The organism is Actinomadura montaniterrae (assembly GCF_008923365.1).
GTDB lineage: Bacteria > Actinomycetota > Actinomycetes > Streptosporangiales > Streptosporangiaceae > Spirillospora > Spirillospora montaniterrae.
In genome coordinates this window covers 1-22,885 of sequence record NZ_WBMR01000046.1, presented here as the reverse complement: position 1 = coordinate 22,885, position 22,885 = coordinate 1, and the positions used below count along the sequence as shown (strand labels likewise).

The following is a 22,885-nucleotide window of genomic DNA, read 5'->3' as shown; positions in this document are numbered from 1 at the left end:
AGCAAAGTGATCACTTGCCGCGATGAAAGTGCGGCATTGTCGTTACCTGAATGCCACTACATACCTGTTTGTCGTGGTAGTGGATGTGGACAGGACTTTAAGTGGCCTTGGAGTGCTCATGTAATTTCTTTGATAGCCTTCGGGTAGTTAATGCTCACGTCTGTCTGGTTTGCGGCTTTTTATCCGGGTTGATACTCGTTGTCTATTAGTACACCGTCGGATGCCGATTGCCGTGGAGGTCAGGGAGGGCAATCGGTGACCACCGTTCCATCCGGTGCCGAGGCCGAAGCCGGCGCGCCGGAACGCGGAACCCCTTCCGGCGGCGGACGCCGGTTCGGCGACTTCGCCATTCTGTCCACGGCGTCGGCGGTGTCGCAGCTCGGTTCGATGGGCGTGGCCGCCGCGGGGCCGCTGCTCGCGCTCCTTTTGACCAGGTCACCGATCGCCGCCGGATGCGTCACCGCGGCCAGTGTCGCCCCGGGGCTGCTGTTCCATGTGGTCGCCGGAGTGGTGGTCGACCGGATCGACCGCCGCAAAGTGATGCTGGCGAGCCAGCTGGTGCGCATCTTCTCGGCCTTGGCCACCTGTTTCTGCCTGCTGTTCGCCGATGATCCTGTTTACTTTCTGATCGCGGCCGCGTTCATCGACGGTTCATGTGCCGTCTTCTACGAGATCGCGGAAATCGCCGCGGTGCCGGATCTGGTCGCCGAGAATTCGTTGAATGCGGCGATCGGCAGCAACGAAGCGAAACTCAACGCGTCGATGTTCCTCGGCCGTCCTTTGGGCGGCATGCTCCTGTCCATAAACCCGGTGATGCCCTGGGTCGTGGACGCGTGCACCTCTTTCTTTCCTTTCATGACCTTGCTGGTCAGGAAGCGGCTCCTCAGCCGCACGGGAGCCGGAGCGGAACCGGACGGCGCGCCGGCCGGCGAGCGGGCGGGGCCGCCCGATGCCGTGGCCGCCGAGGGGACCGATCGCGCGCTGCGCCCGGCGCTCGCCCTGCTCGTGCGGGACTCGTTCTCGCGTGCGGTGCTCGGCGTCTGCGTCCTGGCGAACTTCTCCTTCCAGGTGATCGTGCTGTTGCAGATCCTGCTGGCCCAGCAGGAGGGCCTGCCGACCTATGTGGTCGGTGTGCTGCTCTCCTGCTCGGGATTGGGAGGCCTTCTCGGCGCGATCGGTTCCTCATGGCTTCTCCGCCTGACCAGTCCCGGCACGTCGGTGGTGCTCTGCGCGATTTTCTGGGTGCCCCTGGTGTGGGTGGCGACCGCCCACCGGAATCCCGTCGTCGGGCTGGGCGCATGGGGGGTGTGCAGCGTGATCGGCGCGTACATCAATGTCGCGCTCAGGGCGCACCAGGCGAAGGCCTTTCCCAAAGAACTGGGACGCATCACCGGCATCACGCGTTTCCTGAGCGTGGGCGCGGTGGCGCTGGGGGCGCTCAGCGGCGGCTGGATCATCGACTCGGTCGGAATCAACGGAACCGCATTCGTGATCCGCACGGTGTTCGCCGGCGTCGCGGCCGTACTGATCGTGCTCTATTTCAAGGAGGTCTGCGACGGGCTCGTGGTGCTCCTGGGGGAATTCCTGCGCGTCCTCGGGTTCACCGCCGCCTGGGCCGGGCTCGTGGTCGTCTCCTTCGCCGGCTCCGCCAGGCGGGTCGGAAAGGGAACGGCCCGGATTTGGAGAGCGTCCGTCACCTGGATCGGCACGGAGAGGTCCGACGGCCGGGAGCGCACTCCCGTCACCGAGATGGAATCCTGGCATGGGAGTTCGGTGCAGATTCACCAGCGCGAGGACGTCGGCGCGGTAGGGGCCGGGGGCCGTTGATCCGCCGGTGACCGCAGAGTCTCGCCGCCTGACGATTGTTGGCCGGACTGTGTCAGGTGACGCGGTTTCCGGTGGCCTGGTTCCGTCATAGTGTGTCGGTTGATTCTCGGGCGCACACGGATGGCCGGCCAGGCGGGGTGATCCGCCGCGTGCGGGGCCTGGGGCGGAGGCACGGGGCTTTGATCACGTCGCTGCACGTCGATGATCAGCATCGGCTCGTCGAGGCGATCCTGCGGATCGACGGGATGAGGGCCAGGCGGGCGCGCGAGGTGCTTCTGGCGGCCCTGGAGCGCGATCTCGGGCACCGGCTCCCGTTCGAGCACCACGACCAGGACCGGCTCGACGTGTGGGCGCTGGTCGACGTCCTGCTGAACTATCCGGGGGCCGCGCAGGCGCTGGTGCGGAACCTGGAGCGGTTCTACAAGAACAGCCTTTCGGTCGCGGCGCTGCGCGACCTCGTCCGCGAGCTGATCCCCGAACCGTGGCTCGGGCAGGAGGCGCGGCGGGAGCTGCACCAGCTGATGACCTCCCTGGAGCGGTTCGACACGGGGCTTACCCATCTCGGCCGCTTCCCGGTGCTGTACCGGCGGGCCGTCGGGCCCGCCTGGCCGCTGCTGGACCGGGAGATGCGCGACCTCCACGATGTCGTCGCGCTGCTCGAGGAGATCCCCGCCGGGCCCGACGGGGTGCCGCCGCTGCTGGTCTTCGCCGACGACCTGGCCCGGTCCGCCGCGCCGCCCGCGGCGCCCGCCATCCGGGACTGGGTGCGCCGGCAGGCGGTGGTCCACGGTGTGGACGACGCGCTCTACCAGCGGCAGAACGCCGAGGTCGAAGCGCGGGCGCGGCCCGAGCCGTCCGAGACGTACCTGATCATCGCGTGCACGCCCGACGCGCTGGAGCCGGACCGGTACCTGGTCACCGCGTGGCTGCAGGTCGACCGCGAACCCGGCAGCACCCTGCAGTGCAGCGACGAGGCGCTGCCGCTCAGCCGGATCCCCGAGCTGCTGGAGCGGCTGCTCACCGCGGAGACCTCGGTGCTCGACCGGCCCACCCCCGACCTCACCGTCGAGTTCGTGCTGCCGCGCCGGCTGCTCGACCACCCCGTCGAGGACTCCAAGATCAAGATCGCGGGGTTCGAGCACCGCATCGGGATCAAGTACCCGGTGGTGGTGCGCAGCCTCGACCGGATGCGGCTGGCCGCCGTCCACCACGACTGGCGGCACAAGTGGTCGGTGCTGCGCGGCAGCCCCGCCGACGCGCCCGTCTGCCTGGTCACGCGGCGCGGCGAGTACGACCAGGAGGAGCTGTTCTCCAAGCTGTCGGAGGCCCCGGCCGTCCTCGCGCTGGCGTTCCCGCCGTGGGCGGCGGCCGACGAGCCGGACGAGCACTGGGTCGGGCTGCTGTCCGGGACCCCGGTGATCGCCTGGTGCCGGGACGGCCGCGACCCCGCCCGGTTCGCGCGGGAGGTCAAGGACCTGCTCGCCGCCGATCTGATGAGGCTGCCCCGGCGGACGATGGACCTGCGCCGGCAGGCGCTGTCCGCCGGCGCCGAGGAGGCCGGGACGGACCACCTCGGGCTCCACCTGACGCTGGTGTTCGACGACGCCGACCGCATTCCCGAGCCGTACGTCCGGCTCCGACCCCCCGCATAGCACCGGAAGGCCGCCATGACGACAGAACCGGAATCCAGCGACCCGATCGGGGACTGGCGCATCTACCGCGGTGACGGCCTGCCGCACGAGCGCGTCCGGCGGCTGCCTCCGCCGCCGCCGTGGCGCCGGTTCAGTCCGGAGGAGGCGGTGCAGGGGCGCGGGCGGCGGGAGCAGCAGGCCGTGTCGTACCGGCCTGACGAGTCGGTGGTCGACAAGGTGAACGCGGCGGTCCTGCTGCGGCGGCCGCTGCTGGTGACGGGCAAGCCCGGGTCGGGGAAGTCGACGCTCGCCTACAACGTCGCTTATGAGCTCGGTCTCGGCTCGGTCCTGTACTGGTCGATCACCAGCAACACCACGTTGGAGACCGGCCTCTACCACTATGACGCGATCGGCCGCCTCCACGAGACGAGCCTGCGCGGCGTGGGCGGGCGGGCGGACACCGCCGAGCCGCCCGACATCGGCCGGTACATCCGGCTCGGCCCGCTCGGCACGGCGCTGCTGCCCGGCGACCGGCCCCGCGTCCTGCTCATCGACGAGCTCGACAAGAGCAACATCGACCTGCCGAACGACCTGCTCAACGTGTTCGAGGAGGGCAGGTTCACGATCCCGGAGCTGCAGCGGCTGCCCGAGGAGCAGGCGCGGATCCACGTGATGACCGAGGACGGCGGCCAGCGCGTGCCGGTCGAGCACGGCGAGGTGCGGTGCACCAGCTTCCCGATCGTGATCATCACGAGCAACGGGGAGCGCGAGTTCCCGCCCGCGTTCCTGCGCCGGTGCGTCCGGCTGGTGATCGACCCGCCCGGCCGGGACCGGCTCGCCGAGATCATCGAGGCGCATCTCGGCCCGGAGGCCCGGGCGGGCAGCGAGGAGCTCATCGAGAAGTTCCTCGCCCGCCGCGCCGACGGCGCCCTCGCCACCGACCAGCTCCTGAACGCCGTCTACCTCGCGACGTCGGGCAGCAGGCCGCCGGACGGCAAGCTGGACGAGATCCTCGACGCGGTGCTCCGCCCGATCGAGATGCCCGGCGCGGGATGATCCGCCGGCTCGTCGAGGCGCTGCAGGGGCTCGACCCGCAGCCGACGGCGGAGGAGATCGCGGACGCGCTGTGGCTCGCCGACTGGTTCAGGACGCACGAGGGCCCGGCCGCCCATCACGTCCCGGCCGGTGCCACCGGACCGGACGGCCGGCCCGCCGATCCGCCGCCGTCGCCGCGTCCGGCCGAGCCGTCCGCGCCGCCCGGACCGGAACCTCCACCGCCACGCCCTGCGGAGGCGGGCCTGTACATGGCGGGGCAGGAGGTGCCGGCCGCGTCGTTCCCCGTCCGGATGCCCGCGATGCCCGCCATCTCCCGGACATTGCCGCTGGCGCGGGCGCTGCGCCCGCTGCGCGCGACGGTCCCGTCGCTGACCCGCGAGATCCTCGACGAGACCGCGACCGCGCAGCGGATCGCCGAGACGGGCGTGTGCGAGCCCGTCATGGTCCCGGCCCGGGACCGCCGGCACGACCTCGCCCTCGTCGCGGACGTCGGGCCGTCCATGGTCGTGTGGCGGCAGACCATCGAGGAACTGCGCGCGCTGCTGCAGCAACTCGGCGCGTTCCGCGACCTGCGGACCTGGTACCTCGACACCGGCGGCGAGCGGCTCTCGCTGCGCACCGGATCCGCGTTCGGCGTCGGCGCCGACCGCAACCCGGACGAGCTGGTCGACCCGACGCGCCGCCGCGTCATCCTCGTCGTCAGCGACTGCATCGGCGCCGCGTGGCGGGACGGCCGGGCCGCCGCGATGCTCGGCCGCTGGGGCCGGACGGGGACCGTCGCGATCGCCCAGCCGCTGCCGCAGCGGCTCTGGTGGCGGACCCCTGCGGCCATCGAGCCGGTGCGGTTCGGGGCGTCCGGACCTGCGCTGCCGAACGAGCGGCTCACCGTGACCCGAGCACCGCTCCAGCCGCCGGACGGCCGCCCGCTCGGCGTCCCGATCCCGGTCGTCGAGCTGAACGAGCGGTGGCTGCGGTCGTGGGCGAACATGGTCGCGCACGGCGGCCGGGACATCATGGGCGCGGCGCTGTTCACCGGCCGTCCGGTGGCCGACGCGCCGCCCGCCGACGACGAGGCGATGTCGGCGGAGATGCGCGTCAAGCAGTTCCGGGCGTCGTCGTCACCGGCGGCGTTCAAGCTCGCCACCTACCTCGCGGCGGCGCCGCTGCGGCTGCCCGTCATGCGCCTCGTCCAGCAGGCGATGCTCCCGTCGTCCTCGTCCTCCGTGCTCGCCGAGGTGTTCCTCAGCGGGCTGCTGCGGATGGTCGGCCGCCCTGCAGACGGCGGCGAGGAGGAGATCGCCTACGAGTTCCACGACGGCGTCCGGGAGATCCTGCTGCAGGGGATGCGCAGGCGCGAAGTGCAGCAGGTGCTGCGGGCCGTGTGGGACGTCGTCCGGGAGCGGATCGGCTCGTCGCTCGACTTCCCGGCGCTGCTGGCGGCGGTCGGCCGCGGCGATGTGCGGCTCCCGCCCGACCTGCCGTTCGCGCAGGTCGCGGCGCAGGCGCTGGCCGGTCTCGGCGGGCAGTACCGCGAGGTGGCGAGGCAGCTGGCGACCGGTTCGGTGGCCAGCGCGCCCGACGCGTCCGGTGCGTCCGGCGACGACCTGGTGGACGTGATCCGGGCCACCGGGAGCCCGGAAGGCCACGCGCCCGCGCCGGTGCTCCGCAGCGGGCTCCCGGCCCGCAATCCCGACTTCACCGGACGGGACCGGCTCCTCACCGCGGTACGGGCGGCGCTGCGCGACGGGATGGCGGCGCTCCTGCCGGAGTCGGAGTTCGGCATGGGCGGGGAGGGCAAGTCCAACCTCGCGGTCGAGTACGCCTACCGCCACGCCGGCGACTACGACCTGGTGTGGTGGGTCCCGGCCGAGCAGACGACGTCCGCCCGCGCCGCCCTCGCCCTGCTCGCGCGCCAGCTCGGCATGCCGATGAGCGACGACATCAAGGACACCGTGGACGGCGTCCTGCGGGCGCTCCGCGACGGCCGGCCCTACGGCCGCTGGCTGCTCATCTACGACAACGCGCAGGATCCGGACCAGGTCGTCCCGCTGACCCCGCTCTCCGTCGACGCCGGCGGCTCCGGCCTGGGGCCCGGGCGCCACGTCCTGGTGACGTCCCGCGACCGCGCCTGGGAACGGCACGCGTCGGTCGTCGACGTCGGCGTCTTCGAACGGAGCGAGAGCATCGCCCTGCTCCGCCGCCGGGTCCCGCGCCTGTCGGAGGCCGAGGCCGACCTGCTGTCGGAACGCGTCGGGGACCTCCCGCTGGCGGTCGGCCAGGCGGCCGCCTGGCAGGTCGTCACCGGCGGCACCGTCGAGGAGTACCTCCGGCTCTTCGACCGCCGCCTCACCGAGTTCACCGCGGGGGACAGGGCCGAGGAGCTGCCCGGTCCGCTGGCCGCGGGCGTGAGCCTCAACCTCGACCTGCTGCGCGAGGAGAACCCGGTCGCGGGCGGGCTGCTGGAGCTGTGGGCCGTCTTCGACCCGGAGCCGGTGCCCTGCGGGCTGCTGACCGCCGGACGCTCCGCGGACCTCCCCGCCGACCTGGCCGCGCTGCTCGCCGACGAAGCCCGGCTGCGCGGCGCGATGCGCGACATCTCCCGGTTCTCCCTCGCCCGTTTCGACGAGGAACCGGGCAGCCTCCAGGTCCACCGGCTCGTCCGGGCGATCCTCGACGACCGGCTCGGCGGCGACGGCCGGCGCCGCGTCCGGGCCCGCGTCCACGGGATCCTCAGGGAGGCGACCCCGGCCGAGCAGCCCGAGGTGGAGTCGACCTGGGAGCGCCGCTCCGAGATCACCCCGCACGTCATCCCGTCGGGGGTGTTCGAGGCGGACGACCAGCGGATCCGCGCCGTGGGCATCGACCAGGCCAAGTTCCTCTACCAGTCCGGTGAGTACGAGGGCAGCCGGCGGCTGGCGGAGATCGCGCTGGACCGGTGGCGGGACCGGTACGGCCCCGACGACGACGACGTCCTGGACATCTCCCGCGTCCTGGCGAACGCCCTGCGCGGCCTCGGCGACAACCGGGCGGCCGCCGACCTCAGCGAGGACAACCTCGCCCGTACGCGCCGCAAGTTCGGCGCCGACAATCTGCAGACCCTGTTCGCCGCGAACGGCTTCGGTGCGGACCTGCGGTTCCTCGGAGAGTTCCGCAGGGCGCACGAGATCGACCTCGATGCGTGGCGGCGCCTGCGCCGGATCCACGGGGACGCCGACACCGACACCCGGCGCGCGGCCAGCAACCTCGCCATCGACCTTCGGATCCTGGGCGAGTTCCAGCAGGCGTACGACCTCGACCGGAACGTCTGGGCCGGCGAGGACCAGGCCTACCGGCAGCGCTTCCGCGCCACCCACAACCTCGCGCGGGACCTGCACGCGCTCGGAAGGTACGCCGAGGCGCATCGGATCCAGGCGGAGAGCCTGGACAACCTGCGGCCCGTCCTCGCGCCCGGCCACGCGCTGGTCCTGCAGGCGAAGATGAGCCATGCGGGGACGCTGCGGAAGCTCGGCCGGACCGAGGAGGCGCACCGGCTGGCCACCGAGACGTTCGCCGCCCATGTCCGCCGGTTCGGCGAGGACCATCCGAACACGCTCGCGAGCCGGGTCTGCCTGGCGCTCGCCACCAGTGCGATCGGACGCCCGCAGGAGGCGCTGCCGCTGATCGACCGGGCGCTGGACGGCTACCGCAGGGTGATGGGGGACGGGCATCCCTTCGTCCAGGTCTGCGCCATCGACCGCGGTGTGGTGCTCCGGCGGCTGGCGGAGGTCTACGCTGCCCAGGAGACCGACCGGGCGGCCCTGGCGGACCTCGAAGCCGGGGTCCTCGGCCCGGACCACTACTACGCGCTCTGCGCCACGGTCGGCCTGGCGAACGACTACTACCTGCTCGGTGAGCTGGAGGCCGCGGCCCGGCTGCTGTCGGGCGTCCGGGAGAAGGTGATCGCCTGCCTCGGCGAGCGGCATCCCCACGCGCTCGCCCTCGAGTTGAACCTGGCGCGCGCCCGCGCCGCCATGGGCGAGGCCGACGAGGTCTCCGATCCGGCGCTGTCCGCGCTCAGGCAGGCGCTGGGCGCGGACCACCCCGAGGTGTCCGCGGCCGAGCGGAACGAGCCGCTCGAATGCGATATCGAACCCACCGCCCTGTGAGCCCGCCCGTCCCTCCCGCCTGGAAGCGGCCGGTCAGCGGCCCGGTGCGGCCGTGGCGAGGGCCAGATCGTGCTGGACGGTGCGGCCGATGTGGCTGATCAGAGCCATCAGGTCGGGGCAGTAGACCGACGGGTTGAGGTAGCCGTCGCCCTCCCGGTACCGGTGCGCGTACGCGCCGCCGCCGCAGATGTCCCGCACCGCGCACGTCCTGCACGTCCGCGACAGCGCCGCTATGCCGATCTGGCGGGCGACCACGCCCGGATGCGACAGCGCCTCGTCAAAGCCGCTGCCGAAGACCGTGAGGCCGGTCTCCGGCGCCCCGGGGTACGAGGTCTTCAACGTGTCGACCTGCTGGAGCGTCCCGTCCGTGTCGACGACGAGCATCGCGACGGGGGAGAGGCCGATGTTCTCGCTACGGCTGTGCGCGCCGAGCAGCAGGTTGAGGATCTCCTCGAACAGCCGGACCCCCGTCTCCTTGCGCGGCGCGTGGTACCAGCGGTCGAAGATCGCGATGAGCCAGTCCGCGTAGGGGGCGGCCTCGCCGCCGGCGGGACGGCGCGGCGGCGGAGCGCTCCAGTTTCCGTGCGGAAGGAGGAAGTCGATGCGCGGCGGACGCGTCTCGATGAGGGCTTCGTACGTCCGGATCGGATCGTTGTCGAGGTCGACCGTGCAGAGCAGCCCCCGGTAGAGCCGCCGGTACGAGCCGGCGAGCCGGTTCAGCCCGCGCATCACGTCGGCGTGGCTTCCCCGCCCGTCGGCGCGGCGCCGGTGCCGGTCGTGCCCCTCGCGGTCGCCGTCGAGGCTGACGGCCACGCCGACGTCGTTGCCGTCGAGCATCGTGAGCGTCTCCTCGGTGAGGAGCACGCCGTTCGTCTGCATGGTCACTTCGAGGTCGCACGACGCCGGCAGCGCGGCACGGAACCGGTCGACGGCTGCGGCGATCGCGGACCGGCCCGCGAGCAGCGGCTCGCCTCCGTGGAGGACGAGCGTCACGTTCGACAGTGCGTGGGCGCGGACATGCTCGCCCAGCCGCTCGGCGGTGGCCGCGACCACTTCCGGGGGCATCGCGCGCGGGCGCGTCCGCCACGTCTGGTCCGTGCTCTCGTAGACGTAGCAGTAGTCGCAGGCCAGGTTGCAGCGGCCGTGGAGCTTGAGCACGACCTCGGAGAAGGGGACGGGACGCCACCCGTCCTCGACCAGGCCCGCGACATCGAGGCCGGCGGACGGCCATTCGTGCGCGCTTTCGGGGGTGCCCGGCATGGCGGCCTTCCTCCCTCGGCCGAGAAACGCAGCGGCCCTTCCGCCCGGATGCGGTGCCGTTCGGTGGCGGGCACGGTAATGCGCGTCCGTGATGACCCCGCCCGAACCGCAGATCGTGCCTGCGGACTCCAGCCCGTTCCTCGGCTGTGTTACCCGTTGGTCCCGGGGAAGTCGTCCTCGGTCAGGTTGTTGTCGAAGTGGGCAACGACGCGGCCGGGGGCGCGGCGCTGCGCGCTGGAGTACGCGGCGCTGGCGCGCAGGATCTCGTTCGCGCTCGACGCGAGCCGGTCCAGCTCGGTGAAGCTGGGCTTGGACCAGAGGAAGGGGACCGTGCGCCCGACGGACGCTGATGCGCTGCCATGAGTGTTCGGCACAGCCGTCTCCCCCTCTTATCCCGGAAATCAGAAAGCGTCGCGGTTCCCTTGTCTCAGGAGCAACAGCCTAGCCGCGACGTGACGATCATAGGGATTCGCCCCGGTGCCTGACGGCGGTACCGAGGAAGACACGCCGGGAGGACGGGCACCGGGACGGATGGCGCCGGGAACCTCGCCCGCGCTCTTGCCGTTCGCGGCGGTGGTCGAGGACGCTGAGGGGGGTGGAAGGGAGGGCGCGTGGGGGATGCGGCGCGGACGGGTGGATGGCGGCCCGGGGGGTTGTGCTCGTTCCTGGTGTGCGACATCGCCGGGTTCAGCTCCGCGGAGCGGGACGATCCGGTGCGGGTGCGGGTGCGGAAGGCGATGTACGAGGGCCTCGACCGGAGCCTGGCGGACGGGGCCGGGGTGCGGCTGGACGACTGCTACCACGAGGACCGCGGCGACGGGGTGATGGTCGTCCTTCCGGCGGAGGTCGGGACGGAGCGGCTGCTGACGACGGTGGTCGACCGGCTGCGCGCGGAGGTGCGGCACCACAACCGGGCGGCGAGCGAGTCCGCGCAGATGCGGTTGCGGGTGGCCGTCAACGTGGGGGAGGCCGTGGCGGACGGGCACGGGGTGGTGGGCACGGAGCTGACGCACGCGTTCCGGTTGCTGGACGCCGCGCCGCTGAAGGAGGCGGTGGCCGCCGCGGAGACGGCGATCGCGGTGATCGTGTCGCGGCGGGTGTACGAGGACGTGGTGCGGCATGGCCGGGGGCTCGTCGATCCGGGGGACTACTACCCGGTCGAGGTCGAGGTGAAGGAGACCGAGGGCGGGGCCTGGATCATGGTGCCGGGGGTGCGGCCCGTCCCGGCGGCGAGCACGGGGCCGCTCGCGCTGCGCGAGGACGGCCTGAGCGACAGGGAAGAGGACGACCCGGGTGACGACCGGGTGTTCGTGCCGCCCGCGGAGGTTCCGGTGCCGGTGCTGTTCCAGATGGTGGACGACCTGATGGACATCCCGCAGATGCGGAACGAGCGGGGGCGCGAGCGGCTGGTCGGGGCGCTGTCGCCGGCCATCGCGGGCGTCATCCCGCGGGCGCCGGAGGCGAAGGCGGACCTGTTCGCGATCCTGCAGACGTGCCTGGACTACCCGGGCGGCCTGCAGCAGTTCCTGCAGGCCGTCCGGGGGTTCGTGGGCGAGTCGATGGCGGTGCGGCGGCTGGAGCGGACGACCGCGCGGCTGCTGCTGCCGCCGGGGGACTGAGGTCAGGTCCCGGGCCTGGTGACGGTGGCCATGGCGCGGTCGGGTTCCCAGTGGGCGCGCAGCGAGGTGATGAGGCCCGCGTCGTCGACGGTGTAGATGAGGACGCAGTCGATGGTCATGGTGGAGCCGTCGCCCATGGTGGTGGTGATGGTGGCGACGTTGGCGCAGCAGGGGCCGTTGGCGAACGAGTCCTTGATCTCGAAGCGGAACCCGCTGATGGTGGCGATGAAGGAGTCCCAGAAGGCGGCGATGCCGTCGGGGCCGCGGTGGCCCTCGCCGGCGGGGTCGAGGAAGGACGGGCCGACGGGGTCCTCGACGAGGGCGCCGGGGGCGAACAGGGCCAGCCACTCGTCCCGGCGGCCGGCGCCGACCGCGGTCATGGAGGCGCGGGCGGCCCGGCGGGCGGGGTGGTCGGCGTCGGGGGCGTGCCAGATGAGGGCGTCCATGACCGAACTGTAACGTGTTCTCGTTTTGCGGTCAGCCGTTCGCCTTCGCGATGACGGTCTCGGCGAACCGCTCGAGGGCCGCGATCTTCTTGTCCAGCGGCTGGGTGTCGGGGCCCTTGGCGTAGGGCATCCGGAAGCCGACGATCACGTCGGTGACGCCCTTGTCCTCCAGCCGCTTCACGCCGTCGGGGGTGTAGGCGTCGGGGGAGATGACGTGGATCTCGAACGGGTCGCCGGCCTTGCCCTCGGCCTCGCGGATCCGGTTCAGCCGGGCGAGGAGGTCGTCGAGGTCGTCGGGTCCGCCGCCGTGCATCCAGCCGTCGCCGCGGACGGCGGCGCGCCGCAGCGCGGGCTCGCTGTGCCCGCCGACCAGGATCGGGATCGGCTCGGCCGGCGCCGGCGTCATCTTGATCGCCGGGATGTCGAAGAACTCGCCGTGGAACTCGAAGTAGCCGCCGCCGGCGAGGCCGCGGACGATGTCGATGGCCTCGTCCATGCGCTTGCCGCGCCGCTCCCACGGCACGCCCATGACCTGGAAGTCCTCGCGCCACGGGCTGACGCCGACGCCGAGGCCGAGGCGCCCGCCGGTGAGGCAGGCGATCGAGGTGGCCTGCTTGGCGACGAGCACCGGCGGCCGGACGGGCAGCTTCAGGACGAACGGGGTGAACCGCAGGGTGCTCGTCACCGCGCCCATCGCCGCGATCAGCGTGAACGTCTCGATGAAGGCCTTGTCCTCGAGGAACTCGCGGTTCCCGTCGGCGGTGTAGGGGTAGGTCGAGTCGGACTCGCGCGGGTAGGCGAGCGAGTCGGCGACCGACATGCTCGTGTAGCCGGCGGCCTCGGCGGCCCGGGCCAGCGGCAGGTAGAACGACGGGTCGGTCATCGCCTCGGCGTAGGTGAACCTCATGCCGACCGATAGTAGAACCGGTTTCAGTTCGAGGCCAGGGGGCGTCCCGGTGGGCGGGCCGGCCGCGCGGCGGCCCCGCATCACGGCTTGTGCAAGAAATCACATTCCCCCCTTGCTCGCGCGTCCGGCGCGGTGGTTCGGTGGGGGGATGAGGGACGAGATCGCGATCGTGACCGGGGGGACGTCCGGGATCGGTAAGGAGATCGCGCGCGGGCTGGCGCGCGCCGGGTTCCTCGTCGGGATCGTGGCCCGCAGCGAGATGCGGGCGGAGGCGGCGGTGGACGAGCTGGCCCGGGCCGTGCCGGGCGCCCGGATCGAGACGTTCTTCGCCGACCTGTCCGCGCAGCAGGACGTGCGGCGCGTCGCGGCGTCCCTCGTGGAGCGGTTCGACCGGCTGGACGTGCTCGTCAACAACGCGGGCGCGCACCTGATGCGGGCGAAGGAGAGCGCCGACGGGTTCGACCGGATGGTCGCGACGAACCACCTGGGCCCGTTCCTGCTGACGAACCTGCTGCTCGGGCCGCTGAAGAAGGGCGCGCCGTCGCGGATCGTCGTGGTCGCGTCCGAGGCGCACCGGTTCGCCGGCCGGCTGGACGTCGACCGGATGGCGGAGCCGGGCAACTACCGGGCGGCCGGGTCCCTGCGGGTGTACGGGCGGTCGAAGCTGATGAACATCCTGTTCGCGCAGGAGCTGGCGCGGCGGCTCGACGGCACCGGCGTGACGGTGAACGCGATGTGCCCGGGGTTCGTCGCGACGTCCCTCGCCCGCGACCTGCCGGGCAGCACGCGGATCGGCGGGCTGCTGTCGCACACGCCCGTGATGCGGACTCCGGCGCAGGGCGCGCGGATGGCGCTGAAGCTCGCGCTGGACGAGGAGTACGAGGGGCGCACCGGCGGCTTCTACAGCTCGACGCCGGGCGCGGGGCTGATCCCGGAGGCGGGCCCGCTGAAGGACGAGGTGCTCCGCCGCGCGGTGTGGGACAAGTCGGCCCGGCTCGTCGGGCTGCCGGTCCGCTGAGACCGCGCTGTGCAGGGCGTGCTCCGCCGCGACGCTTGGGCGCTCCGGGGCGAGGCTCTAGGCTCTGAGCGCGTGAGCCACCCCCCGAATCAGCCCGCGCCGTGGAAGCCGCAGCCGGGCCCACCCGGACCGCCCGGCCCGCCCGCGCCCGGACAGCCGCAGCCGCCCGCCGCGCCCGCGCCGGGCCCGGCCGCCGCCAAGCCGTCGGCGTTCAAGGACCTGTTCAACGGGGTCGGGTACCTGCTGCGCGGCATCGGCTGGACGGCGCGCAACCCCGCGCAGTGGCTGTTCGGCCTGATCCCGGCGCTGATCGTGCTGGCCGCCTACGCGGCGGGGCTGGTGACGCTGGCCTTCTACCTGGACGGCCTCGCGGGCTGGGTGACGCCGTTCGCGGACGGCTGGTCCGAGGCGGCGCGGGCGACGGCGCGCGTCGTCGCCGGCATCGCGATCTACGGCGCGGCGGTGTTCCTCGCCGTCCTGACGTTCACGGCCGTGACGCTGCTGGTCGGCGACCCCTTCTACGAGGCGATCGCGGTGCGGGTCGAGGAGTCGCAGGGCGGCGCGCCGCCGGAGCCGGACGTCCCGCTGCTGGTGCAGATCGGGCGGGCGCTGAAGGACGCGCTGATCCTCGGGCTGGTGGCGCTGCTGTTCGCGGTGGTGTTCTTCGCCGCCGGGTTCCTGCCGGTGGTGGGGCAGACGGTGGTGCCGGTGATCGCGGCCCTGGTGTCCGGGTACTACCTGGCGGGGGAGCTGACGTCGATCGCGCTGGAGCGCCGCGGGCTGCTGCGCAAGGAGCGGTTCGCGCGGCTGAAGGCGAACCGGGCGCTGGCCGTCGGGTTCGGCGCCGCGACCTTTGTGGTCTTTCTCATCCCGCTCGGCGCGGTGTTCGCGATGCCGGGCGCCGTGGCGGGCGCGACCCTGCTGGCCAGGGAGCGGCTCGCGGACGGTCCGGCGGTCACCGGCGGTGATCCCGGCGTCGCGGGCCGGAACTGAGGCGATAGGAAGATGTGTCCTCAGCGTGATGACCCGCGGAACGAAATGAATGATCTTCGCGTACCGTGTTCCGCATGTCCGATCAGGGGGAGCGCGGTGTGCGCTGGACCGACATGAGCGAGAGCGACGAGGCCGGCCGGCCGCCGGCGCCCGACGCGGGGCGCTCGACCGGCCCGCAGGTGGTCTCCTCCGAGCCGAAGGTGCCGGAGGTCTTCATGCCCGCGCCGCACGGCCGCACGGATTTCTCCGATGGCGGTGACGAGCAGGCGCACGACATCTGGGGCAAGGTCGAGGGCCGGCCCGGCGCGGGCGCGCCGGAGGGCGAAGCCGCGCAGGAGCGGGAGGCCGCTTCCACGCAGGAGCCCGCGTCCGCGCGCGAGGCCGCTTCCACGCAGGAGGCCGCGTACGAGCGGGAGGCCGCGTACGAGCAGGAGGGCGCGGCCGGGCAGGGGCCCGCGACCTGGGAGGAGCCGGCCCGCGAGGAGCGGCCCGGCCCGTGGGGACGGCCGGAGGCCGAGGAGCAGCCCGCCGCCTGGGAGGAGCCGGCCGCCGAGCGCGAGCCCGGCGCCCTGCCGGACGCCGACGACGTGCGGGTCGCGCCCGTCCCCGCGGAGGGGCAGGAGCCGCCCGGCTGGGAGGGCTCGCTGTTCGAGGACGGTCCCGGCGGGGCCCCCGCGGACGAGACGCCCGCGGTGCAGGTCGGGCTCGCGGGCCCGGCGAAGGCCGGCAAGCCGAGCAGCGGCAACTGGCAGATGCCGGACTGGATGGCCGACGAGGCCGCCGCGGACGCCAAGCTCGGCGGTTCGCCCGGGTCGTCCGGCGACGCGTTCGACGAGGGCGGCGGCCGGTCCCGGCTGGTGCTGATCGGCGGCGTGGGCCTGCTGGTGGTCGCGCTCCTCGCGGCCGGCGGCGTCTACTACATGACGCACCGGACCGACGACGCGTCCGCGGACACGCCGGTCAAGACGGCCCCGAAGGGCGCCGCCGCGGAGCCGGACGAGCCGCAGGTGACGGTCCCCGCGGACAAGGCGCTGAAGCGGTTCCCGGGCAAGGCGAGCAAGGTCCTCGGGCGGCTGACGGACGCGGCGTCCGGGCTGTCGTACCCGCGCCTCGCCCCGCCGTGGCAGCTGCCGACGAAGAAGAACAAGCTGAGCACGCCGGGCTGGTCGGGGCAGCAGATCGTGGTCACCGAGCGGCACGGGCAGCAGCTCTGGTACGGCCAGCTGCTCACGGGCGTGCTGCCGCCGACGCTGCTGGGCGCCTACAAGGGGCCGGGGAGCGTCAAGAAGACGACGGCGCTGGCGGAGCAGGGCTACGAGTCGCAGTACTACGCGTTCCCGCACAAGTCGGCGCCGCTGGCGTCGCAGCCGCTAAACGTGGACGGGCACAAGGGCTGGCTGATCGCCTCGTACCTGACCTACAAGCGGGCCGGGGTGCGGGCGACCGGGGAGATCGTCGCGACCGCGGTGATCGACACGGGGCGCAAGACGCCGGCGGCGGTGTTCGCGTCGCTGCCGAACACGCACCGGAAGATGTGGCCGGACCTCAACGAGTTCCTCGCGCAGCTGAAGGTCGCGGCCTGACCCCCCTTAAGTACCGAATGCCGTTCTAATAGGCTGGCTCCGATCCCCGACGGAGAGGTGCAGTCATGGCGATCGGGCTGACGGAGGAGCACGAGGCGCTCGCGGCGTCGGTGCGCGGGTTCGCCGAGCGGAACGTCCCGCCGGAGACGGCGCGCAAGGCCGATACCGGGTTCTGGCCCGCGCTCGCGGCGCAGGGCCTGCTCGGGCTGCACCTGCCCGAGGAGGCCGGCGGCCAGGGGTACGGGCTGCTGGAGCAGGCCGTCGCGCTGGAGGAGCTCGGCCGGGCCCTCGCGCCCGGCGCGTACGTCCCGACCGTCCTGGCCTCGGCGATCCTGCACGCCGCGGGCGCCGGCGCCGACCTGCTCGCCGGTCTCGCGGACGGTTCGCGCAAGGCGGCGGTCGGTCTTTCCGGCGGCCTGGACGTCGACGGGAACACGGTCTCCGGGACGGTCCAGCCGGTGCTGGGCGCGCCGCTCGCCGACGTGTTCCTGCTGCCCGTCGGCGACCGCTGGGTGATCGCCGCACGGGACGAGGTCACGGTCGGGGACCTGGAGTCGCTCGACATCACCCGGCCGGTCGGCTCGGTGACGGTGGACGGCCTGGACGTCCCGGACGACCGTTTCCTCGACGCGCCCGACGCTCGCGCCCTCGCCGTCGTCCTACTCGGGGCCGAGGCGTGCGGCGTCGCGGGCCGCGCGCTCGACGACGCCGTCTCCTACGCCAAGCTCCGCGAGCAGTTCGGGCGCCCCATCGGCCAGTTCCAGGGCATCAAGCACAAGTGCTCCCGGATGCTCATCGCGCTAGAGCGCGCGCGGGCGGCCGTCTGGGACGCGGCGCGGTCGTTCGGCGACGAGCCCGAACAGCGCGCCTACGCGGTCGGCGTGGCGGGAGCGCTCGCCGCCGACGCCGCCGTCCTGTGCGCCGAGGGCAACATCCAGGTCCACGGCGGGATCGGCTACACCTACGAGCACGACGCGCACCTCTACTACCGGCGCGCCCTCACCCTGCGCGCGCTCCTCGGAAGGGCGAGCGGGCACCGCGCGGACGTGGCGGCGCTGGCGGTCGGCGGCGTCCGCCGCCCCATGAGCATCGAGCTCGGCGAGGACGCCGCGCCGCTGCGCGAGGAGATCCGCGGCCGCGTCGCCGAGATGGCCGCGATGGACCCGCTCGCGCAGCGCGCCGCGATGGCTGAGGGCGGCTGGGTGACGCCGCACCTGCCGAAGCCGTGGGGCCGCGACGCCGGGCCGCTGGAGCAGATCGTCGTCCAGCAGGAGCTGAAGGCCGCGAAGGTCCGGCCGGTGCCGCTGATGATCGCGGCGTGGGTCGTCCCGTCGCTGGTCCAGTACGGCACGCCGGAGCAGCAGGAGCGGTTCCTGCCGCCGACGCTGCGCGGCGAGATCATCTGGTGCCAGCTGTTCTCCGAGCCGGGCGCGGGCTCCGACCTCGCCGGGCTGCGCACCCGCGCGGAGCGGGTCGAGGGCGGCTGGCGGATCAGCGGGCAGAAGATCTGGACGTCCCTGGCCCGCGACGCGCAGTGGGGCGTCTGCGTCGCCCGTACCGACCCGGACCGGCCCAAGCACGACGGCATCACCTACTTCATCGTGGACATGGCGTCCGACGGCATCGACGTCCGGCCGCTGCGCGAGTGCACCGGCGACGCGGTGTTCAACGAGGTGTTCCTGGACGGCGTGTTCGTCCCGGACGACCGGGTCGTCGGCCCGGTCAACGAGGGCTGGCGCGTCGCCCGCAACACCCTCGCCAACGAGCGCGTCGGGCTGACCAGCTCGTTCCAGCTCGGCGGGGACGTGCCGAAGCTGCTGAGCCTCGCCGCCGAGCTGGGCCTGGACGGCGACCCGGTCGTCCGCGACGGCATCGGCCGGCTCGCCTGCGACGAGCACGCGTTCAACCTGCTCGGCCTGCGGGCCACGCTCAAGCAGCTGTCGGGCACGGACCCGGGCGCGACGGCGAACGTCCGGAAGCTGGTCGCGATGGAGCACGGGCAGCAGGTGACCGAGTTCGGGTTCACGCTGCTCGGCGAGGAGGGCGCGCTGACCGGCGGCTGGAAGGACGGCCTGCGCCCGCGCTGGACCCGCTACCTGCTGGCGTCCCGCGCGATGTCGATCGGCGGCGGCACCACCGAGGTCAACCTCAACGTCATCGGCGAGCGCATCCTCGGCCTCCCCCGCGACCCCGACCCCACCGCCTCCGCTCGCTGAGCCGCGGCGGGCCGTCGTCATGGCGGCGTCCATGACGACGACCCGCCGCGAGTGAACGGAGTTCGGGTAGCGTCCAGGCCGATGGGGGAGCGGACGCGGCAGGTGGTGGCCGCCTTGACCGGGCTGGGGCTCGGGCTCGCGGCACTCGGGCCGGGGCTCGCGCCCGGGTTCGTGCTGTCCTACGACATGGTGTTCACGCCCGATCCGGCGTTCACGCCGATGACGTTCGGGCTGACCGGGACGGTCCCGCGGCAGGTGCCGAGCGACGCGTTCGTGACGGCGCTCGCCACGGTGATCCCGGCCGACGCGGTGCAGAAGCTGCTCCTGCTCGCGATCTTCGTGATGGCGTGCATGTCGGCGGCGTCGCTGGTGCCGACGCCGCGGCTGCTGCCGCGGCTGGCCGCCGGGGTCTGCTACGCCTGGAACCCGTTCGTCGCCGAGCGGCTGCTGCTCGGCCAGTGGGCGCTGCTGCTCGGGTACGCGGCGCTGCCATGGGTGGTCGCGTCGGCGGCCCGGACGACCGAGAAGGGCGGGACGCGGCGTCTCGTCCGCGCGCTGGTGCCCGCGGCGATCGGCGGGTTCGCGGCGCTGACCGTGTCGGGGCTGGCGGCGCTGGCCGTCGCGCTGGTGTCGGCGCAGCTGCGCGGCGCGGTGCGGGTCGCCGGGGTCGTGGCGGCGTTGAGCCTGCCGTGGCTGGTGCCGGGGGCGCTTCGCCCGGCGGGGGTGCCGGGGAACGGGACGGCCGTCGACGTCTTCGCGGCGCGGGCCGACACCCCGTTCGGCGTGCTCGGCAGCCTCCTGACGCTCGGCGGCATCTGGAACGGCGAGACGGTGCCGCGCGGCTACGGGACGCCGGTTCTCGCCGCGTTCTGGCTGGCCGTGGTGCTCGGCTCCCTCTTCGCGTACGGGCGCTGGTGCCGGGAGCCGGAGTGGCGCCGCGGCGCCGCCGTCGCCGCGGCCGCCGGGTTCGTCCTGGCGGCGCTCGGGGCGGTGGCCGCGCCGGTGCTGCGGGGCGCGGTCGGGCTGTGGTCCGGGTTCGCCGTGCTGCGGGACGGCCAGCAGTACGTCGCGCCGCTGGCCGTCGTGGTCGCGGTGGGCCTCGGCGTCGCCGCCGACCGGGCGATCACCGCGCGGTACGCGATGGCCGCGGTCGGCGCGGTCGCGGCGCCCGTCCTGCTGCTGCCGACGCTGGCGTGGGGCGCGGCGGGCGACCTGCGCGCCGTCCACTACCCGGCGGACTGGGCGCGCGCGCGGAAGATCATCGCCGCGGACTCGGCGCCCGGGGACGTGCTCGTGCTGCCGTGGGCGCTGTACCGCAGCTACCCCTGGAACCACGGACGGCGCGTCCTCGACCCGCTGCCCCGCTACCTGAACCGGCGGGTCGTGGTGAACGACGCGCTGATCGTCGGCCGGACGACCATCGCCGCCGAGGACCCGCGGGCGCTCGCCCTCGCCCCGGCCGCCGCGCACCCCGACGCGGCCACGCTCCGTGACCGGGGCGTCCGGTACGTCGTCGTCGACTCGGAGACCGGCAAATACCGGCCCAGCGGTGCGGTACCCGTACTCACCGGTGCTGACCTGGCCGTTTACCGGATCGACGGCGCCGCGGCGCCGCGCGAGGACCGCGTCCCGGCGGCGCCGGTGATCGTTGCCTGGATCGCGGCGAGTGTGGTGGTTTTCTGGTCATTCCTGGCCTCAGGCACTACTCTGGGGCTTCCGTTACTCGGGAGTATCCGTAGCCGCAGCCCCGACCGCCTCCCTCACCACAGTCGAAGGGCCCCCTGATGCGCATCGCCATCGCCGCACTCGTCGGCGTCCTCCTCGCCGCCGGAGCCTCGTTCGGCGTCGTGCAGCTCGCGAACTCCTCGCAGAAGGACCCGGTCATCAAGCCGATGTACAACTACGGCGCCCCCTGACCCGCGTGACCTGATGGGGAACCGGCGTCCCGGTCCCGCCCTGCTCGAGGTCGTCGTGCCCGCCCGCAACGAGGCCGGCCGGCTGCCCGCCGGGCTGGACCTGCTGAGCGGCAGGCTCGCCGCGCTGCCGGCGCGCGCCGAGGTGATCGTGGTCGACAACGCCAGCACGGACGCGACGGCGGAGATCGTCCGCTCCTGGCGCGGGCCCGTCCCGGTGCGGCTGCTGACCTGCGACCGGCCCGGCAAGGGCGCCGCCGTCCGCACCGGCCTGCTCGCCACCCGCGCCCCCTACATCGGGTTCATGGACGCCGACATGGCCACCGACCTCGCCGCGCTGGACGACGCGCTCGTCCTGCTCCGCGAGGGCCGGACCGTGGTGGTCGGGTCGCGGCGGCACGAGGCGTCCGTCGTCGAGGGGTACGCGCTGCCGGTCCGGCGGCTCGGCGCGATCACGTTCAACCGGATCGTCCGCGACCTGGTCGGCGGCATCCAGGACACCCAGTGCGGGTTCAAGTTCTTCGCCGGGCCGCTCGGCCGCGCCGCCGCGCGCGACCTGCGCACCACCGGGTTCTCGTTCGACGTCGAGCTGCTCGCGCACTGCGTGCGGCGCGGCGCGCCCGTCACCGCGATCCCGGTCGTGTGGCGCGACCGCCCCGGGTCGACGTTCTCGGTGCGCCGGCATTCGCTGCAGTGCCTGATCGACCTCGCCCGGATCCGCGCGCGCGTCTCCGGCCCGCTGGTCCCCGCCCCGGCGCCGGCGTCCGAGCCCGTCCTCGGCCCGCTGCCCGCCCTGCCGGACCGGGGCCTGCCGTCCGCGTCGAGCGCCGGGCAAGGATGAGCGGACCGTTGAGGCTGGCGGTCGTGAACTGGCGCGATCCCTGGCATCCGGCCGCCGGGGGCGCGGAGCGGTACGCGTGGGAGATCGCCCGGCGGACGGCGGAACGCGGCGTCCGCGTGTACTACGTGACGTCCCGGGCGCCCGGGCAGCCCCGCCGCGACCGGGTCGACGGCGTCGACTTCGTCCGGCTCGGCGGGCGGTTCACCGTGTACCCGCTCGTCCTGCTGTGGCTGCTGCGGCGGCGGTTCCGGCGCGGCGGCCGCTTCGACGCGGTGATCGACTGCCAGAACGGCATCCCGTTCTTCACGCCTTGGGCGCTGCCGCGCCGCGTCCCGGTGTTCTGCGTGATCCACCACGTGCACGACGCCCAGTTCGGCGTCCACTTCCCGCCGTGGATGGCGTGGATCGGGCGGATGCTCGAAGGGCCCGTGAGCCGCTGGACGTACCGGCGGCACGCGTACGTGGTCGTGTCGCCGTCCACGCTGCGCGCGGTACGGGAACGCCTGGCCTGGAAGGGCCCGGTGTACGTCGTGCCGAACGGCTCCGACGAACCGCCGGACGTCCACGGCGCCGTCGCGACCGGGCACCCGCAGCTGGCCTGCGTGACCCGGCTCGTCCCGCACAAACGGCTCGGCCTGCTCCTCGACCTCGCCCGCGGCCTCGCCGACCGGCACCCGGGCCTCCGCCTCCACATCATCGGGTCGGGCCCGGAGGCGGACGCGCTCGCCGCCGGGATCGAGGAGCGCGGCCTGCACGGTGTCGCGGTCGCGCACGGCTACGTGACCGAGCACGTCAAGGCCGCCCTAGTCGCCGCGTCGGACCTGCACGTGAGCACGTCGCAGGGCGAGGGCTGGGGGCTCAGCGTGATCGAGGCCGCCGCGCTCGGCGTCCCGTCCGTCGCGTTCGACGTGGACGGGCTGCGCGACGCCGTCCGCGACCGCGTCACCGGCTGGCTCGTCGGCCCGGACGACGAGCCCGCCGAGGTGGTGGAACGCGCGCTCAAGGAGCTGGCCGAGCCCGGCCGCCGCGACGAGATCGCCGCGCGCTGCCGGGCGTGGGCGGCCGAGTTCGACTGGGCGCGGACCGCCGCCCGGATGGCGGATCTGGTCGAGGCGGCCGTGCGGGCCGGGTCGTCATCCACCGCCGATGACCGGGCACAGGTCGTCCACCGGTACGGTGACGTCCACCTGCGCGTGGTCGAGGGGCCGGTGCGCGACGAGCTGCTCGCCGGGCCCGGCGAGGTCCGCGAGGTCCGCGAGGCGACCACCGTCGAGCGGCTGCTCGGCCGGCCCCGCTCCACCGGCGAGGCCGCCCGCGGCGACCTCGAGTAGGCCGCGCCGGGAACGTCGTCGGAGGGGTGGCAGCAGAAGGGGCGAGCATGGCAGTCGGAGAGGCGAGCCCGCCGCGCGCCGGCGCGCCGCGCCCGCCCG

Annotated in this window: 17 protein-coding genes; 13 read left to right on the top strand and 4 right to left on the bottom strand. The window is 73.5% G+C overall.

Annotated features, from left to right (window positions below; genetic code table 11):
• Positions 1-255 precede the first annotated feature (255 nt).
• The 4 genes from F9B16_RS18095 (at position 256) to fxsT (ending at position 8,659) form a co-directional block, all read left to right on the top strand.
• Positions 256-1,827, top strand: coding sequence for an MFS transporter (locus F9B16_RS18095; protein WP_151541260.1), 1,572 nt, complete (start codon positions 256-258; stop codon positions 1,825-1,827).
• Between the two features lie 179 nt (positions 1,828-2,006).
• On the top strand, positions 2,007-3,479 hold the full coding sequence (locus F9B16_RS18090) for a VMAP-C domain-containing protein (protein WP_151541259.1): 1,473 nt from the start codon (positions 2,007-2,009) through the stop codon (positions 3,477-3,479).
• 15 nt (positions 3,480-3,494) lie between these two features.
• The gene (locus F9B16_RS18085; protein WP_151541258.1) at positions 3,495-4,514 is read left to right on the top strand and encodes an AAA family ATPase; all 1,020 of its coding nucleotides are present in this window, start codon (positions 3,495-3,497) and stop codon (positions 4,512-4,514) included.
• Positions 4,511-8,659: an FxSxx-COOH system tetratricopeptide repeat protein gene (gene fxsT / locus F9B16_RS18080; protein ID WP_151541257.1), complete on the top strand. Its 4,149-nt coding sequence runs from the start codon at positions 4,511-4,513 to the stop codon at positions 8,657-8,659. The genes F9B16_RS18085 and fxsT overlap by 4 nt, the downstream gene beginning before the upstream one ends.
• Positions 8,660-8,692: 33 nt before the next feature.
• On the opposite strand, the gene F9B16_RS18075 is transcribed toward fxsT, so the two are convergent.
• Both F9B16_RS18075 and F9B16_RS18070 read right to left on the bottom strand, forming a co-directional pair.
• Positions 8,693-9,919 (bottom strand): FxsB family cyclophane-forming radical SAM/SPASM peptide maturase, encoded by a 1,227-nt coding sequence (locus F9B16_RS18075; RefSeq protein ID WP_151541256.1) that lies wholly within the window; start codon positions 9,917-9,919, stop codon positions 8,693-8,695.
• A gap of 149 nt (positions 9,920-10,068) precedes the next feature.
• Positions 10,069-10,293, bottom strand: coding sequence for a hypothetical protein (locus F9B16_RS18070; RefSeq protein ID WP_151541255.1), 225 nt, complete (start codon positions 10,291-10,293; stop codon positions 10,069-10,071).
• Positions 10,294-10,530: 237 nt separating this feature from the next.
• Between F9B16_RS18070 and F9B16_RS18065 the strand changes: the two genes are divergently transcribed.
• The gene (locus F9B16_RS18065; RefSeq protein ID WP_151541254.1) at positions 10,531-11,538 is read left to right on the top strand and encodes an effector-associated domain 2-containing protein; all 1,008 of its coding nucleotides are present in this window, start codon (positions 10,531-10,533) and stop codon (positions 11,536-11,538) included.
• Between the two features lie 2 nt (positions 11,539-11,540).
• Here the strand turns inward: F9B16_RS18065 and F9B16_RS18060 are convergent, their stop codons facing one another.
• Both F9B16_RS18060 and F9B16_RS18055 read right to left on the bottom strand, forming a co-directional pair.
• Positions 11,541-11,984: a nuclear transport factor 2 family protein gene (locus F9B16_RS18060; protein WP_151541253.1), complete on the bottom strand. Its 444-nt coding sequence runs from the start codon at positions 11,982-11,984 to the stop codon at positions 11,541-11,543.
• A 31-nt stretch (positions 11,985-12,015) separates the two neighbouring features.
• Positions 12,016-12,891 carry a TIGR03619 family F420-dependent LLM class oxidoreductase gene (locus tag F9B16_RS18055; RefSeq protein ID WP_151541252.1) on the bottom strand — a complete coding sequence of 292 codons (876 nt, stop codon included), beginning with the start codon at positions 12,889-12,891 and terminating at the stop codon, positions 12,016-12,018.
• Positions 12,892-13,039: 148 nt separating this feature from the next.
• Here F9B16_RS18055 and F9B16_RS18050 point away from each other — a divergent pair, with 148 nt between their 5' ends.
• The 8 genes from F9B16_RS18050 (at position 13,040) to F9B16_RS18020 (ending at position 22,786) form a co-directional block, all read left to right on the top strand.
• Complete coding sequence (locus F9B16_RS18050) at positions 13,040-13,909, top strand: SDR family NAD(P)-dependent oxidoreductase (protein WP_151541251.1); 870 nt, start codon at positions 13,040-13,042, stop codon at positions 13,907-13,909.
• A 72-nt stretch (positions 13,910-13,981) separates the two neighbouring features.
• Positions 13,982-14,902, top strand: coding sequence for an EI24 domain-containing protein (locus tag F9B16_RS18045; protein ID WP_318839246.1), 921 nt, complete (start codon positions 13,982-13,984; stop codon positions 14,900-14,902).
• A 74-nt stretch (positions 14,903-14,976) separates the two neighbouring features.
• Positions 14,977-16,485, top strand: coding sequence for a hypothetical protein (locus F9B16_RS18040; protein ID WP_151541250.1), 1,509 nt, complete (start codon positions 14,977-14,979; stop codon positions 16,483-16,485).
• A gap of 65 nt (positions 16,486-16,550) precedes the next feature.
• A complete protein-coding gene (locus F9B16_RS18035; RefSeq protein WP_151541249.1) occupies positions 16,551-18,701 on the top strand; it encodes an acyl-CoA dehydrogenase in 2,151 nt (716 codons plus the stop codon).
• Between the two features lie 81 nt (positions 18,702-18,782).
• Entirely contained in the window at positions 18,783-20,486 is a 1,704-nt protein-coding gene (locus tag F9B16_RS18030) for a hypothetical protein (RefSeq protein ID WP_192808847.1), read from the top strand.
• Positions 20,486-20,617 (top strand): hypothetical protein, encoded by a 132-nt coding sequence (locus F9B16_RS53620; protein WP_264159724.1) that lies wholly within the window; start codon positions 20,486-20,488, stop codon positions 20,615-20,617. Before F9B16_RS18030 ends, F9B16_RS53620 begins: the two co-directional genes overlap by 1 nt.
• A 13-nt stretch (positions 20,618-20,630) precedes the next feature.
• Complete coding sequence (locus F9B16_RS18025) at positions 20,631-21,455, top strand: glycosyltransferase (protein ID WP_151541248.1); 825 nt, start codon at positions 20,631-20,633, stop codon at positions 21,453-21,455.
• A gap of 23 nt (positions 21,456-21,478) precedes the next feature.
• Entirely contained in the window at positions 21,479-22,786 is a 1,308-nt protein-coding gene (locus F9B16_RS18020) for a glycosyltransferase family 4 protein (protein ID WP_225991722.1), read from the top strand.
• Positions 22,787-22,885: the final 99 nt, after the last annotated feature.

Coding starts and splice junctions, on each gene's coding strand:
- fxsT (WP_151541257.1), top strand. CDS start 4,511: ATGATCCGCCGGCTCGTCGAGGCGCTGCAGGGGCTCGACCCGCAGCCG.
- F9B16_RS18060 (WP_151541253.1), bottom strand. CDS start 11,984: ATGGACGCCCTCATCTGGCACGCCCCCGACGCCGACCACCCCGCCCGC.
- F9B16_RS18075 (WP_151541256.1), bottom strand. CDS start 9,919: ATGCCGGGCACCCCCGAAAGCGCGCACGAATGGCCGTCCGCCGGCCTC.
- F9B16_RS18055 (WP_151541252.1), bottom strand. CDS start 12,891: ATGAGGTTCACCTACGCCGAGGCGATGACCGACCCGTCGTTCTACCTG.
- F9B16_RS18035 (WP_151541249.1), top strand. CDS start 16,551: ATGGCGATCGGGCTGACGGAGGAGCACGAGGCGCTCGCGGCGTCGGTG.
- F9B16_RS18085 (WP_151541258.1), top strand. CDS start 3,495: ATGACGACAGAACCGGAATCCAGCGACCCGATCGGGGACTGGCGCATC.
- F9B16_RS18030 (WP_192808847.1), top strand. CDS start 18,783: ATGGGGGAGCGGACGCGGCAGGTGGTGGCCGCCTTGACCGGGCTGGGG.
- F9B16_RS53620 (WP_264159724.1), top strand. CDS start 20,486: ATGCGCATCGCCATCGCCGCACTCGTCGGCGTCCTCCTCGCCGCCGGA.
- F9B16_RS18050 (WP_151541251.1), top strand. CDS start 13,040: ATGAGGGACGAGATCGCGATCGTGACCGGGGGGACGTCCGGGATCGGT.
- F9B16_RS18040 (WP_151541250.1), top strand. CDS start 14,977: ATGTCCGATCAGGGGGAGCGCGGTGTGCGCTGGACCGACATGAGCGAG.
- F9B16_RS18025 (WP_151541248.1), top strand. CDS start 20,631: ATGGGGAACCGGCGTCCCGGTCCCGCCCTGCTCGAGGTCGTCGTGCCC.